This is a genomic window from Ectothiorhodospiraceae bacterium BW-2, assembly GCA_008375315.1.
Lineage (GTDB): Bacteria > Pseudomonadota > Gammaproteobacteria > Thiohalomonadales > Thiohalomonadaceae > BW-2.
On sequence record CP032507.1, the window covers coordinates 1,627,172 to 1,641,728 of the forward strand.

General features: G+C 56.6%; 10 protein-coding genes, 1 tRNA gene and 1 CRISPR repeat array. Of the genes, 6 read left to right on the forward strand and 5 right to left on the reverse strand.

The genetic code is table 11. The features are described 5' to 3' along the window. The first annotated feature begins 4 nt into the window (after window positions 1-4). From cas7c to cas2, 6 genes are read left to right on the forward strand one after another with little or no spacing between them, the layout of a single operon-like run. Window positions 5-844 carry a type I-C CRISPR-associated protein Cas7/Csd2 gene (gene cas7c / locus D5085_07820; protein QEP43030.1) on the forward strand — a complete coding sequence of 280 codons (840 nt, stop codon included), beginning with the start codon at window positions 5-7 and terminating at the stop codon, window positions 842-844. A 9-nt stretch (window positions 845-853) separates the two neighbouring features. Continuing rightward, window positions 854-1,072 (forward strand): hypothetical protein, encoded by a 219-nt coding sequence (locus D5085_07825; protein ID QEP45095.1) that lies wholly within the window; start codon window positions 854-856, stop codon window positions 1,070-1,072. Continuing rightward, window positions 1,072-1,332 (forward strand): Txe/YoeB family addiction module toxin, encoded by a 261-nt coding sequence (locus D5085_07830; protein QEP43031.1) that lies wholly within the window; start codon window positions 1,072-1,074, stop codon window positions 1,330-1,332. Before D5085_07825 ends, D5085_07830 begins: the two co-directional genes overlap by 1 nt. Before the next feature lie 3 nt (window positions 1,333-1,335). Then, on the forward strand, window positions 1,336-2,001 hold the full coding sequence (gene cas4, locus D5085_07835; protein ID QEP43032.1) for a CRISPR-associated protein Cas4: 666 nt from the start codon (window positions 1,336-1,338) through the stop codon (window positions 1,999-2,001). Continuing rightward, window positions 1,998-3,035 (forward strand): type I-C CRISPR-associated endonuclease Cas1, encoded by a 1,038-nt coding sequence (cas1c, locus tag D5085_07840; protein ID QEP43033.1) that lies wholly within the window; start codon window positions 1,998-2,000, stop codon window positions 3,033-3,035. Before cas4 ends, cas1c begins: the two co-directional genes overlap by 4 nt. Before the next feature lie 17 nt (window positions 3,036-3,052). Further along, on the forward strand, window positions 3,053-3,343 hold the full coding sequence (gene cas2 / locus D5085_07845; protein ID QEP43034.1) for a CRISPR-associated endonuclease Cas2: 291 nt from the start codon (window positions 3,053-3,055) through the stop codon (window positions 3,341-3,343). Between the two features lie 185 nt (window positions 3,344-3,528). Then, a CRISPR array of direct repeats spans window positions 3,529-10,827; the repeat unit is 32 nt; unit sequence GTCGCCCCCCGTGCGGGGGCGTGGATTGAAAC. A 232-nt stretch (window positions 10,828-11,059) separates the two neighbouring features. Here cas2 and D5085_07850 read toward each other — a convergent pair. From D5085_07850 to argJ, 5 genes are all read right to left on the reverse strand, one after another. Beyond that, window positions 11,060-11,962 carry a Bcr/CflA family efflux MFS transporter gene (locus D5085_07850; GenBank protein QEP43035.1) on the reverse strand — a complete coding sequence of 301 codons (903 nt, stop codon included), beginning with the start codon at window positions 11,960-11,962 and terminating at the stop codon, window positions 11,060-11,062. A 28-nt stretch (window positions 11,963-11,990) separates the two neighbouring features. Then, a complete protein-coding gene (locus D5085_07855) occupies window positions 11,991-12,776 on the reverse strand; it encodes a dioxygenase (protein ID QEP43036.1) in 786 nt (261 codons plus the stop codon). Further along, a complete protein-coding gene (locus tag D5085_07860) occupies window positions 12,776-13,018 on the reverse strand; it encodes a hypothetical protein (GenBank protein ID QEP43037.1) in 243 nt (80 codons plus the stop codon). Before D5085_07860 ends, D5085_07855 begins: the two co-directional genes overlap by 1 nt. 165 nt (window positions 13,019-13,183) lie before the next feature. Continuing rightward, a tRNA-Arg gene (locus D5085_07865) sits at window positions 13,184-13,260 on the reverse strand. A gap of 67 nt (window positions 13,261-13,327) precedes the next feature. Continuing rightward, window positions 13,328-14,554, reverse strand: coding sequence for a bifunctional glutamate N-acetyltransferase/amino-acid acetyltransferase ArgJ (gene argJ, locus D5085_07870; GenBank protein QEP43038.1), 1,227 nt, complete (start codon window positions 14,552-14,554; stop codon window positions 13,328-13,330). Window positions 14,555-14,557 lie beyond the last annotated feature (3 nt).

Here is a 14,557-nt window from a genome sequence, read left to right on the forward strand (position 1 = left end):
AGAAATGAGTCTGAACCATAAAATTGATTTTGCCATTATCTTTAGCGTCAACCATGCCAATCCCAATGGCGATCCGCTCAATGGCAACCGTCCCCGTACCGATTATGATGGCTACGGCGAAGTGACTGATGTCTGCCTTAAGCGTAAACTACGCGATCGACTGTTGGCTGATGGCGAGTCTATTTTTGTACAGTCGGATGAGAAGAAGATTGATGGCATGACTAGTCTGAAAAATCGTGCTGAATCAGCTGAGTTTGGGCTAGGTAAAGATGCCTTTAACGCTAAAAAAACCACACCGAATGAAGCGGCTAAATTGGCGTGTGAGAAGTGGCTCGATGTCCGCAGTTTTGGCCAATTATTTGCTTTTAAAAGTGAGAGTAAAGATGGGGTATCGATTCCGATTCGGGGGCCGGTCACAATACAGTCTGCTTTTAGTGTTGAACCGGTGAGCATTACCAGTACTCAAATCACCAAAAGCGTCAGCGGTGAGGGTGATGGTACTAAACGCAGCAGTGATACGATGGGTATGAAACACCGTGTTGATAGAGCAGTCTATGTAACCTATGGTGCGATGAGCCCGCAGTTAGCCGAACGCACCGGTTTTAGCGATGCGGATGCTGAACTGTTAAAAGCGGCTTTACCGCGTCTGTTTGAAGGCGACGCCTCCTCAGCCAGACCTGAGGGAAGTATGGTGATCGAAAAGGTGATTTGGTGGCAACACAACTGTAAAAGTGGCCAATATTCCTCAGCGAAAGTGCACCGTAGTCTGCAAGTTAATGCCGACGGGAGTTATACTTTGGAATCACTGACCGATTTGCAGCCTGAAGAGATTAATGGGTTTTAGGTGCGAGCGATGAAAACAATTACCTTACAAATTGATGAGACCATTCAGGAAAAATTTGAGTGGTTGCTACACCATTTTAGTCAGGATGAGCTGAAAATTATCGAACAGAGCGAATATCAGAGTGATGATCACTATCTGCGAACCATTCCGGGAATGGTCGAGTCAATAAAATCTGCTCGCAAAGAGCCATTAGAGAGTGGCGTAGAGCTCTCACAATTGGATTGGTGATGTACCGGCTGTTATTGATGAAACAAGCCCAGAAGGATGCTAAAAAACTCGCCTCATCCGGGTTAAAAGCGATTACGAATCGGCTATTGGGTTTGATTGCAGAAAACCCATACGGCTATCCACCTGGCTATGAGTACCTGAAGGGGGATTTGGCGGGGCTGATTAGTCGTAGGATTAATCGACAACATCGGTTGGTATATGAGGTGATTGAATCTGAAAAGATCATCAAAGTTTATCGAATGTGGACACACTACGAGTAGTGTATGGCCTATTACTCTGAGGATGAACTGCTGCAACTCTCTGGTTTGCAACACCTGGCCTTCTGCTCACGCCAGTGGGCACTGATTCATATTGAGCAACAGTGGCAGGAGAATCGTTATACCGCTGAGGGGCAGATTCTGCACCAACGCGCCGACAGTGGAAGTCATGAAAAACGCGGTGATACGATTACGGTACGCTCGTTACGATTACAGTCGTTGCGGTTAGGACTATCCGGCATTGCCGATGTAGTTGAATTCCACCGGGTAACCAGCGGGGGTTGTCCATTGCCACACCATCGTGGCTTGTGGCAACCCTATCCGGTCGAATACAAACGGGGTCGTAAAAAGCGGGAAGATTGGGATGAGGTGCAGCTCTGCGCTCAGGCGCTCTGTCTGGAAGAGATGCTGCAAGTGTCGCTTGGGGAGGGTTCACTCTATTATGGCCAAACCCATCGACGGGTTAAAGTTACCTTCACCGAAGCGTTACGCCAACGAGTGGAGGCGTTAGCCGCACAGATGCAGCAGTTGTGGCAACAGCAGCAGACTCCGGCAGCGCAGCCGGATGCGAAGTGCGAACACTGCTCGCTCTACGATCGTTGTCTGCCAGATGGTGTTGCAGGGCGCAGTGCAAAAAGTTACCTGCAACAGCTATGGGAGGCAGACGATTGAAAAAATTACTCAATACGCTCTATATCACCACACAGGGTGCTTTCATTGCCAAAGAGGGCGAAACCCTGCTGATACGGGTCGAAAAAGAGACCAAATTGCGCCTCCCAATCCATACTCTGGGCGCTGTTGTCTGTTTTGGTCAGGTATCGGCCAGTCCGGCAGCAATGGCCTTTTGTGCTGAACACGATATTCTGCTGGCATTTTACACCGAACAGGGTAAATTTCAGGCACGAGTGCAGGGCGCGGTGAGTGGTAATGTGTTATTACGACGACAGCAGTATCGTTGGGCGGATAGTGAAACACAGTCAGCAACCATTGCCCGTGCAATAATTAGTGGAAAAATCGCCAACAGCCGCACCGTCATTGGTCGGGCACTGCGTGATCATCCGGATCATGCAGAAAAACAGGCCTTAGAGCAGAGCCATCTACACTTTAAGTCGCTGCTGCGAACCATTGGGCGTGATGATTCGCTCTCGCTCGATAGCTTGCGTGGTATAGAGGGCGAGGCGGCAAAGCGCTATTTTGCCGTTTTTGATGTGTTGATTTATGGCGATAAACAGCACTTTTTCTTTAAGGGGCGTAGCAAACGGCCACCGCTGGATAATGTGAATGCGCTGTTGTCGTTTGTCTATACCCTGTTAGCTCACGATATCACCGCAGCATTGGAGGGCGTCGGTCTCGATCCTGCGGTGGGCTATCTGCATCGGGATCGCCCCGGGCGTGCCGGCTTGGCGCTGGATCTAATGGAGGAGTTACGCGCCTATTTGGCGGATCGGTTGGTTTTATCACTTATTAATCGCAAACAGGTAAAGGGGAGTGGTTTTAATCAAAGTGAATCGGGGGCAGTGGTGATGGATGAGGCGACACGAAAAACGGTGCTGGTCGCGTGGCAAGAGCGAAAGCGTGAGACCATTACCCACCCGTTTCTGGATGAGAAGGTCGAAATTGGCCTGCTGCCGCATATTCAGGCGATGCTATTTGCCCGTTATGTTCGGGGGGATCTGGATGGTTATCCACCTTTTATCTGGCGTTAGTTTATCAGGAGGCTTTGATGTTGGTATTAGTGACCTATGATGTCAAAACAGAAGATGCAGCCGGGGCAAAACGGTTGCGGCGAGTCGCTAAGGTTTGTAAAGATGTGGGGCAGCGGGTGCAATATTCTGTGTTTGAGTGCTGGGTCGATCCGGCGCAGTGGGCGATGTTGCGACAGCGTTTAATTGATACCATTGATGAAGATCAGGATAGTTTGCGTTTTTACTTTTTAGGTTCTAACTGGAAAAAGCGTATTGAGCATATTGGCGCTAAACCGGCGTATGATCCGGAAGGGGTGTTACTGGTGTAAATTACCAGTTGCGAACCGGAAGCGATCATAATTATTGTGGTGGGTTCGCAATTTTGTAAGCTCTTTAAAAATATGATTATTTTTTTGTTTTTTTCATGAGGGTTATGTTTTTATGGAAAATTGGCGTTTGGATCGCAAAAATGGGATACTAAAGCTAAGCTGTAGCACTGATTTTTAGTGGTGCAGTCGCCCCCCGTGCGGGGGCGTGGATTGAAACTTTTGGCACCAGTGAATATATTGACGATAGAGACGTCGCCCCCCGTGCGGGGGCGTGGATTGAAACATGTGATACATATCCGATCTAGCCAGTACCTCATGTCGCCCCCCGTGCGGGGGCGTGGATTGAAACGTTCGAGCAGAGATACCAGAGCAGCTCCAGCAAAGTCGCCCCCCGTGCGGGGGCGTGGATTGAAACGCGAGTTTGGCTTTACCAATCCGGTGCTGATAGGTCGCCCCCCGTGCGGGGGCGTGGATTGAAACCCTGACCGCAAAGGCGCAAAGCTGACAGACTTTAAGTCGCCCCCCGTGCGGGGGCGTGGATTGAAACATTGTTACCGCATAGGTTCCAAATGCGATGGCGAGTCGCCCCCCGTGCGGGGGCGTGGATTGAAACATATCGATCTGGATAAAATCTGAACCACAAGACGGTCGCCCCCCGTGCGGGGGCGTGGATTGAAACGATGTAATTGATGTCGAACCTAACTTGCAACACCGTCGCCCCCCGTGCGGGGGCGTGGATTGAAACTCTGCGACCAAGGCATCAGACACACCGTCATTTAGTCGCCCCCCGTGCGGGGGCGTGGATTGAAACGTCTCCGGAGCGAGATGTTGATCCTGATGATGTTCGTCGCCCCCCGTGCGGGGGCGTGGATTGAAACATTGGTGCCGGTGGCGATGCTGAACTGGTCGCCGGTCGCCCCCCGTGCGGGGGCGTGGATTGAAACCAACCCTTCCAGCTCGATACCGAACGCATTTTGCGTCGCCCCCCGTGCGGGGGCGTGGATTGAAACCACGTCTACGTCATCACCTAACTCAACCTCATCGTCGCCCCCCGTGCGGGGGCGTGGATTGAAACACGCGCTGGCAGCGCTACGGCTGATCTACCCGCTGTGTCGCCCCCCGTGCGGGGGCGTGGATTGAAACAGAATGGCTTCGCGGGTGATGGCGATAATGTTAGGTCGCCCCCCGTGCGGGGGCGTGGATTGAAACTTAACGCGGCATCTGCTCGCTCAACAACTCATGGAGGTCGCCCCCCGTGCGGGGGCGTGGATTGAAACCGGGCATCGAGGCGGTCTGCTATATCCCCCCAGGTCGCCCCCCGTGCGGGGGCGTGGATTGAAACCGGATGATCCCGTACCCCGAATCGCTGTCTATAAGTCGCCCCCCGTGCGGGGGCGTGGATTGAAACCCCCTCGCACCGAACGACGACCAAGTGGACAGCAGTCGCCCCCCGTGCGGGGGCGTGGATTGAAACGATTGGCGATACGGTGACCGAGATGCGAGAGATCAGTCGCCCCCCGTGCGGGGGCGTGGATTGAAACGGGCAGCGGGAAAACCACGGTCAACATCAGCCGAGGTCGCCCCCCGTGCGGGGGCGTGGATTGAAACAGGCAAATCTGCGCTCGCGCCAGCAATGGTGGGGAGTCGCCCCCCGTGCGGGGGCGTGGATTGAAACGGCATGGCGTGGGTCAGGGGGGGCATAGATGGATAGTCGCCCCCCGTGCGGGGGCGTGGATTGAAACAGGCGCATTGACTATAGCAATTGGGGAGGAGAGTGTCGCCCCCCGTGCGGGGGCGTGGATTGAAACGTACGAGGGCATCGCCTTATTGTACGCGCACCTTGTCGCCCCCCGTGCGGGGGCGTGGATTGAAACCTTTGGGCAATCCAAAATATTACCTAAGATAGGTCGCCCCCCGTGCGGGGGCGTGGATTGAAACTTTTTGGCGTCCATTATTTGTCCCGCCGATCTATGTCGCCCCCCGTGCGGGGGCGTGGATTGAAACCTCCACGCCAAGATCGACTCGCCCCCTGGCAGGGGGTCGCCCCCCGTGCGGGGGCGTGGATTGAAACGATATTATGGCCACGGCTGCCAGCAAAAGTAGCGTCGCCCCCCGTGCGGGGGCGTGGATTGAAACATAAACGGGGAAGCCGTCCTCCCATATTTGGAGGGTCGCCCCCCGTGCGGGGGCGTGGATTGAAACTTTTTTGGCGTCCATTATTTGTCCATGCTATCTTGTCGCCCCCCGTGCGGGGGCGTGGATTGAAACTTTTTGGCGTCCATTATTTGTCCCGCCGATCTATGTCGCCCCCCGTGCGGGGGCGTGGATTGAAACGATACCCCTTGCTATTTGTCCCACTTAGATATCGTCGCCCCCCGTGCGGGGGCGTGGATTGAAACCGATAATTTTGCATTGCTATTTGTCCCACTTAGAGTCGCCCCCCGTGCGGGGGCGTGGATTGAAACATGGCAGGGCGCTGTGTCCTGCCAGCAACTTGGGTCGCCCCCCGTGCGGGGGCGTGGATTGAAACGGTTATATCGCCAGTTGATACCGCGGCTACCGTAGGTCGCCCCCCGTGCGGGGGCGTGGATTGAAACAAGCTTGAACGGTTATAGGGGTATAAATGTTTTTGTCGCCCCCCGTGCGGGGGCGTGGATTGAAACAAAATTGAACGGCCGTTTGGTAGGGAGCTGTGGCGTCGCCCCCCGTGCGGGGGCGTGGATTGAAACACTATCCGACAATTTGCTGAATTCTTGGCTCGCCGTCGCCCCCCGTGCGGGGGCGTGGATTGAAACGTGGAATCGCGATTAGAGGGGGTTACAATATGTTGTCGCCCCCCGTGCGGGGGCGTGGATTGAAACTTTTTAGTTCTCGCTTTATCCAGTGATCTAGCGGGTCGCCCCCCGTGCGGGGGCGTGGATTGAAACCCCCGCTATGACCCATCGCTATCGCTCGGGTCAATGTCGCCCCCCGTGCGGGGGCGTGGATTGAAACTCAACAAACACACCTCGCTTAACAGCACCGCCAGTCGCCCCCCGTGCGGGGGCGTGGATTGAAACGTAACACTCAGTGAGATCGCCAATATCAATATCGTCGCCCCCCGTGCGGGGGCGTGGATTGAAACGTAACACTCAGTGAGATCGCCAATATCAATATCGTCGCCCCCCGTGCGGGGGCGTGGATTGAAACGTTACACCTGTGCCATCATACCATGCGCAATATGTCGCCCCCCGTGCGGGGGCGTGGATTGAAACTTTGCCAGCAGGAATCGCACTAAACTTAGATCGGCGTCGCCCCCCGTGCGGGGGCGTGGATTGAAACGCATTGTCGTTGATTGTTACTGTTACTCCCTCAGTCGCCCCCCGTGCGGGGGCGTGGATTGAAACATCGGCTGTTTGTCCCTTTGATCTTGCTCAACTCGTCGCCCCCCGTGCGGGGGCGTGGATTGAAACGTCCCTGCCCCTGCTGCGCCGAATTGCAGCATATGTCGCCCCCCGTGCGGGGGCGTGGATTGAAACGTTCTGACATTCGGGAATGTGCTGAGGCTGCGTGTCGCCCCCCGTGCGGGGGCGTGGATTGAAACGGCTCTATGAAAGAGGAACAGAACAATACATTACGTCGCCCCCCGTGCGGGGGCGTGGATTGAAACGCCTTACCCAGAACACAGGAGAGTAAAAAATGAGTCGCCCCCCGTGCGGGGGCGTGGATTGAAACACACCCCACGTGTATTGGATGCCAATTGCATCAAGTCGCCCCCCGTGCGGGGGCGTGGATTGAAACGCGCTCTTCTGCGGCGGTGATGGCGGCGGTTAAGCGTCGCCCCCCGTGCGGGGGCGTGGATTGAAACGCAATATGCGCATCGTAAGTATTTGATTTTATTGGTCGCCCCCCGTGCGGGGGCGTGGATTGAAACCCGCCAAACCCTGCAAAATTGGTACAAACACAAGCGTCGCCCCCCGTGCGGGGGCGTGGATTGAAACGGCGAGCGATTTTATAATGCCATCGTCATCGCCCGTCGCCCCCCGTGCGGGGGCGTGGATTGAAACGCAGCTCCGGTCGTTCATTTTCGGGGGCGGTGGGTCGCCCCCCGTGCGGGGGCGTGGATTGAAACGCATACGCTTCGCGTGTCGCGGTCATCGTCTCTCGTCGCCCCCCGTGCGGGGGCGTGGATTGAAACAAGCAGCTTGTGCTGCTGCGGGGTGATGACTTGGTGTCGCCCCCCGTGCGGGGGCGTGGATTGAAACGATTTGGGCATGGGCAATGGCACTCATGGTTAATGTCGCCCCCCGTGCGGGGGCGTGGATTGAAACAAGCCGACATCCCCGCCATACCCAAGAGCAAAACGTCGCCCCCCGTGCGGGGGCGTGGATTGAAACTAGTTGGTTCATGCTCTGTTCACGGGGAGCTTGCGTCGCCCCCCGTGCGGGGGCGTGGATTGAAACGGTCAGCTCGGCGACTATAGCTGAGGAATAGCATGTCGCCCCCCGTGCGGGGGCGTGGATTGAAACGCCCTGAAATACTGACTGTTTTTAGCCCGGATGCGTCGCCCCCCGTGCGGGGGCGTGGATTGAAACGTCAAGTCGCTTCCAGTGAGCGATCAATTTTTTTGTCGCCCCCCGTGCGGGGGCGTGGATTGAAACGCCGTCCACTAAAACGACGCTAAACCATGTCCGGTCGCCCCCCGTGCGGGGGCGTGGATTGAAACTATAATTTGTCATTGCGAATACCCCTAATTGCTATGTCGCCCCCCGTGCGGGGGCGTGGATTGAAACATCTTTGGAAGACGATGGGCTGCTTAGCAGGCATGTCGCCCCCCGTGCGGGGGCGTGGATTGAAACCGGTTACCGTCAACTACGACGGAGTAGTACTCTGTCGCCCCCCGTGCGGGGGCGTGGATTGAAACTGATTCGCGCACTGCGGCTAGTCACCATTGGTGTGTCGCCCCCCGTGCGGGGGCGTGGATTGAAACGTGACCAAACGGGGGCCAATCTCCAATAGGTCCTGTCGCCCCCCGTGCGGGGGCGTGGATTGAAACAATCTCCTTTTGGCATACAGGTTGTAGTCGCTCGTCGCCCCCCGTGCGGGGGCGTGGATTGAAACATACCGGGTTGGGACGTAGTCTGGCTGGCTGTACGTCGCCCCCCGTGCGGGGGCGTGGATTGAAACCTCGATCACTTGATCGAGGACGGCGATCTACAGGTCGCCCCCCGTGCGGGGGCGTGGATTGAAACACGGGTAATTGGTGTATTGATACTGCTTTTAATAGTCGCCCCCCGTGCGGGGGCGTGGATTGAAACTACTTTAACCTGAGCGACGAGTGGCGCGATTTTTGTCGCCCCCCGTGCGGGGGCGTGGATTGAAACCTCTACGGAGGACTACATAGACAGCTATTTATGCGTCGCCCCCCGTGCGGGGGCGTGGATTGAAACCTCGATCACTTGATCGAGGACGGCGATCTACAGGTGTCGCCCCCCGTGCGGGGGCGTGGATTGAAACGTGGAAGCATGATCAAGAATGCTACTACTCCGTCGGTCGCCCCCCGTGCGGGGGCGTGGATTGAAACGCATCGCTACAGACAACCCCATTCGAGTTTTCGTGTCGCCCCCCGTGCGGGGGCGTGGATTGAAACGGCAGTGCGTGGTCGGAACTCATCCCGCATGAAAGTCGCCCCCCGTGCGGGGGCGTGGATTGAAACGCAATTGAACGAATCTAGTATCACGTCAAGATCGGTCGCCCCCCGTGCGGGGGCGTGGATTGAAACGTCCCAGACTGGGTAGTCGTAGCGCTCGCGATGAAGTCGCCCCCCGTGCGGGGGCGTGGATTGAAACGGTCTGATGCTGTATCGGGCAACCACGCGGCAACCGTCGCCCCCCGTGCGGGGGCGTGGATTGAAACCCTAAGATCGAGACTGCTGCAATCATCAGCAGTAGTCGCCCCCCGTGCGGGGGCGTGGATTGAAACAGTAGAGGCCTCTATGTAACCAATAAGATCAATTGTCGCCCCCCGTGCGGGGGCGTGGATTGAAACTGGCCAATGTCTTGTTGATTGCTCGGTACGTCACGTCGCCCCCCGTGCGGGGGCGTGGATTGAAACGAGGGCGGTAGCAGAAGGGAGGAGCGGCCCGCTTGGTCGCCCCCCGTGCGGGGGCGTGGATTGAAACACCAAGCGTGGACCAAACTCAAGGAGGTCCTCGTACGTCGCCCCCCGTGCGGGGGCGTGGATTGAAACGTAGCTGAAGGAGGTAATTCCCAGTTCCGCGAACGGTCGCCCCCCGTGCGGGGGCGTGGATTGAAACGATCATCGGCTCATCGACGCCATCGAGGAAGGCTGTCGCCCCCCGTGCGGGGGCGTGGATTGAAACGCCGCTAATATCTGCTTGTTGGCCCATTAAAACTGTCGCCCCCCGTGCGGGGGCGTGGATTGAAACTGGTATCCCCACTACTCCCTACTCCCTACTCCCTGTCGCCCCCCGTGCGGGGGCGTGGATTGAAACGCGCGTGATGGCGATAATGTTGGCTTTGGTTTTGTCGCCCCCCGTGCGGGGGCGTGGATTGAAACGGATCTGCAAAAAGATATCGACGAGTCCCGCTAGTCGCCCCCCGTGCGGGGGCGTGGATTGAAACCCGTCCCTCATTGTCGGGCCGAGACCGCCATTTTGTCGCCCCCCGTGCGGGGGCGTGGATTGAAACTAGCATCGCGCTGATACCGTCACGGCTGGCAAACGGTCGCCCCCCGTGCGGGGGCGTGGATTGAAACGCGTTCACTGGCTCAGGGGATGCGCCCTCGCCAAGTCGCCCCCCGTGCGGGGGCGTGGATTGAAACATCGTAGCGTGACAGATCGCGCAATTTGGCAAAGTGTCGCCCCCCGTGCGGGGGCGTGGATTGAAACTCGTCTATCGTACCTGCGGCTATCAGTCGGTAGATGTCGCCCCCCGTGCGGGGGCGTGGATTGAAACAGCTTGAACTCACAGGAGATTATTGACGGGAGGTGTCGCCCCCCGTGCGGGGGCGTGGATTGAAACCCATCAGAAAGATCGAAACACCGGATGTGGTCTGTCGCCCCCCGTGCGGGGGCGTGGATTGAAACGCGGCTATGGTCTTTAGCCGTAAAAAGGGCGGTCGCCCCCCGTGCGGGGGCGTGGATTGAAACGAGATCGACACAGCATGCCTCCACGATCCGATCATGGTCGCCCCCCGTGCGGGGGCGTGGATTGAAACCTTGGTGGCGATTGCTATTGGCGCATGGTGTCCACGTCGCCCCCCGTGCGGGGGCGTGGATTGAAACATCCCACCTGCCTAAGATCGAGACCGCGGCTATTAGTCGCCCCCCGTGCGGGGGCGTGGATTGAAACGCATCTTTTGTAGGCGATGCTGTCGCCTACAACGGTCGCCCCCCGTGCGGGGGCGTGGATTGAAACCGTAGCAACCCATTCACCGTTGAAGATTACCTTAGTCGCCCCCCGTGCGGGGGCGTGGATTGAAACATCGCTGGGAATTACGGTGGAATTACGGTGACACCTTACCAATTACACTAATTTTAACTGTCCATCCCCTTACTCTGTGATGGCGGGCGACCACGCTTGCCCCAGATAGTGAAATTCAAAGCGGGGCTTTTTAGAGGGAGAGGCCATAACAGCTCCAAAGGGTTACCCAAAAACACCGTTTGCCCTGTAACGAAAAGAGCAAACAACTATCTTATGAGCCTATTATGCCAACTTATGACTGCTGCGCCAACCCCTGCCGCCCGAGCCAGGCCAACACCCCGCACCCGGCGATAATCGCCACCATCGGCCACTGTGTCTCATTATAGAGCAGCCCCGATAACGCCCCCATCACCGCGCCGAAACCGAACTGCGCCACCCCGAACAGCCCCGACACCGTTCCGGCCAGCTGTGGGTGGAGATTGAGCGCGCAGGAGAGGGCATTCGCTGCAATCGGCAGCAGTGTGACAAAAAAGAGCATCATGCCGATAATCGTACCCCACGGATAGAGCGCCTCAATTGAGGCTAATCCTAGCAGCAACAGTGCAATTAGCGCCACATAAGTGGTGGCTAAACGAAACAGCGCATCGGCATGATAGCGATTTAACAATATCCGGTTCAAATGAGAACTGATAACCGAAGTCAGCACACTGGCAGCAAAAATCAGACTAAACGCCGTCTCACTAAAGCCATAGAGCGACATATAGACAAAAGGGGCAGCAGAGATAAAGGTAAACAGCGCGCCGAACATCGCTCCGGCCGAGAGCAGATAACCGAGTAGCTGCCTGTCACGCAACAGGCGGCCATAATTGCGCAGTAACAGCCGCAACTGAAACGGCTGTCGCCGCTCCGGTGGTAACGACTCCGGCAACTCCCGCCACGCCAACAGCCCGATAGCGACCGACACCAGCGCTAACGCGGTAAAGATAGCGCGCCAGTCGAACCAAATCAGCACTATCGCCCCCAGTATCGGTGCCACCAAAGGCGCTACCGCCATGACCATCAACACCATCGACAACACCCGTGCCACATCATCGCCGCTAAAGCGGTCGCGAATTACCGCTCTTGAAGCGACAATCGATGCGCCGGCGGTCAATGCTAAGACAAAGCGCAAACCGATGAGCCATTCAATCGAAATACCAACCGGGCTTTAGAGAGGGAGGCAATCACCACACAAACAGACTACAGTGGCGCTGCATCACCTGAATCGGAATCACCTTCGAACAGGCCGAGCCCGCCAACCCGACACAACAGTGCAGCGGCAACAGATGCTCTGGCCGTGGATGACAAAAACGGGCGCCGGGCACCTGCTGCCAATCGATTAACTGCTGCCACCGCTCTGACTCACTGAGTGAGGTATCGCCGCAACACCCTCTTAACCAGCGCTCAAAGCCCTGATTTAAGCGTAACGACTCACTATCGGGACGGGTAAAAAAGGCGCGCAGATTATGAAACGAAAAGCCGGAGCCAATCACCAACAGCTTCTCAACCTCTAACTCCCGTAACGCCTGACCAATAGATAAATGGGCTGCTGGGTCGAGAGAGTTTAATAACGACAACTGTACCACCGGAATCGACGCCTCAGGGTACATCACCTTTAACGGTACAAATACCCCATGGTCGAGACCGCGCTGCGCATCGCTTTTAACGGCTATCTCTTTTGCTTGAAGCGCAGTCACCACCGAATCAGCCAACTCAGGCGAACCGGGGCAGGGGTAGGTGATTTGATACGACTCCGGTGGAAAGCCGCCATAGTCATAAATCAACGCCGGCTCTGTAGCGGTCGTGACCGTCGCTACCTCCGTCTCCCAGTGGGCACTAACGACCAAAATCGCCTCAGGGCGGGGCAGCTCAGCGGCTAATTTTTTTAACGCCGCCACCAGCTGCTGATGTCCGGCATCACCTAACAGCGGCAGCGGGCCACCGCCATGGGAGAGAAATAGTACCGACATCAATTCTCCCCGAAAAAGCGACAAAACGCATCCACCCCTAACCGCTCGGTACGATACTGATCTAAACCCTGTTCTACCGCAGCTAGCATTAACGACTGCCAGAACATGCCGTAATCGATAAACGAGCCGGTCTCCATCACACCACCGAGAAAAAACAGTAGCATCACCGGTGCATCAAAGGCGCGATAGTTAGCGGCCCACTGATTGAGCTGCCGCTCTTTATCCTCGCGGCTAATCTGCAGTGCTGAGTAGAGCTGTAGGCCACACGCTTTACGCCGGCTCTTATAGGGCTCCCCTGATAGTTAGCTGTTTTAGCCAGGGGTCATGTGTGTTAGCGGATGATGTTAGCATTCAAAGCAGAAAAATGAAAAATAGTGAATGGAAAAAGACTCTATCAATCAAATAAATGGCGCGCCCGAGAGGATTTGAACCTCTGACCTCAGCCTCCGGAGGGCTGCGCTCTATCCAGCTGAGCTACGGGCGCTTTGATCTGTCTTGTTTCTGAAGGCGGCCATTATACGGTAAAAGTGACCATTAGCCTAGCGTTGATTTCAGCTACGATAATCGGCATTAATCCGTACATAGTCATAGGAGAGATCGCAGCTATAGATCCTCGCCTGCGCCTCACCCCGCCCTAAATTGACGCTAAGGGTAATGTCACTCTGCGCCACCGCCGCAGCACCCTCCTGCTCCCGATAGCTATCGGCTCGGCCACCATTAGCAACAATCAGCACGCCATTCATCGCGATAGTTAACCTTGCAATATCGAAATCAGGAAGACCCGAACGACCGATAGCGGCTAAAATTCGTCCCCAGTTCGCATCGCTAGCGAAGAGCGCCGTTTTCACTAGCGGCGAGTGGGCAATCGTAAAGCCGACCTGCTCCGCCTCCGCCTCGCTCAGCGCTTGATTGATCTCAAGGGTGATAAATTTAGTCGCCCCCTCGCCATCTCGTACTAGCAGTTGTGCTAGCTGCTGCATCACCTCGATCAGCGCCTGCTGTAGCTGTTGTAGCTCCTCCTCCCCCCTCACCGACACGCCACTTGCTCCGGTTGCGATTAGCAGACAGCTATCGTTAGTAGAGGTATCACCATCGACTGTCACCCGATTAAACGACACCTTGACCGCCCGATTGGCTAGCTGCTGTAGCTCTGCTCGCTCCACTTCGGCATCGGTAGCGATAAAGGCGAGCATGGTCGCCATATCGGGGCGAATCATCCCCGACCCCTTAGCGATACCGGTAATCGTAATCGGCCGACCCTGTAGCGTTATCTGGCGCGAACACCCTTTGGCGACGGTATCGGTGGTCATAATCGCCGCCGCTGCCCGCTCCCAAGCCGCTGCACTGGCGCTTAATTCGCTCAATAGCTGGGGTAGTTGCGGCACAATCGCCCGCTTATAGGGGAGATCTTCACCAATCACACCGGTAGAGAAGGGGAGTACCGCCTCCGGTGCGCACCCCGCTAACTCGGCCACTGCTCGACAACACGCCGCTGCAACCACCATACCGCGACTACCGGTACCGGCATTGGCGTTACCGGTATTAATCAGTAGGTAGCGAGCGGCACCCTCACTCTGGTGCAGATGGGTTTTAGTTAGCTGTACTGGCGCTGCGCAGAAGGCGTTTTGGGTAAAGAGTCCCACCACCCGACTCCCTACGGCTAGTCTGAACAGGGTGATGTCGTCACGATTAGGGTACTTTACCCCACCTGCAGCACAGGCGAGTTCGACCCCCGCGACGGGGAGTAGGGGAGGGAGCTGCTGATAACCGACCGCCATGGC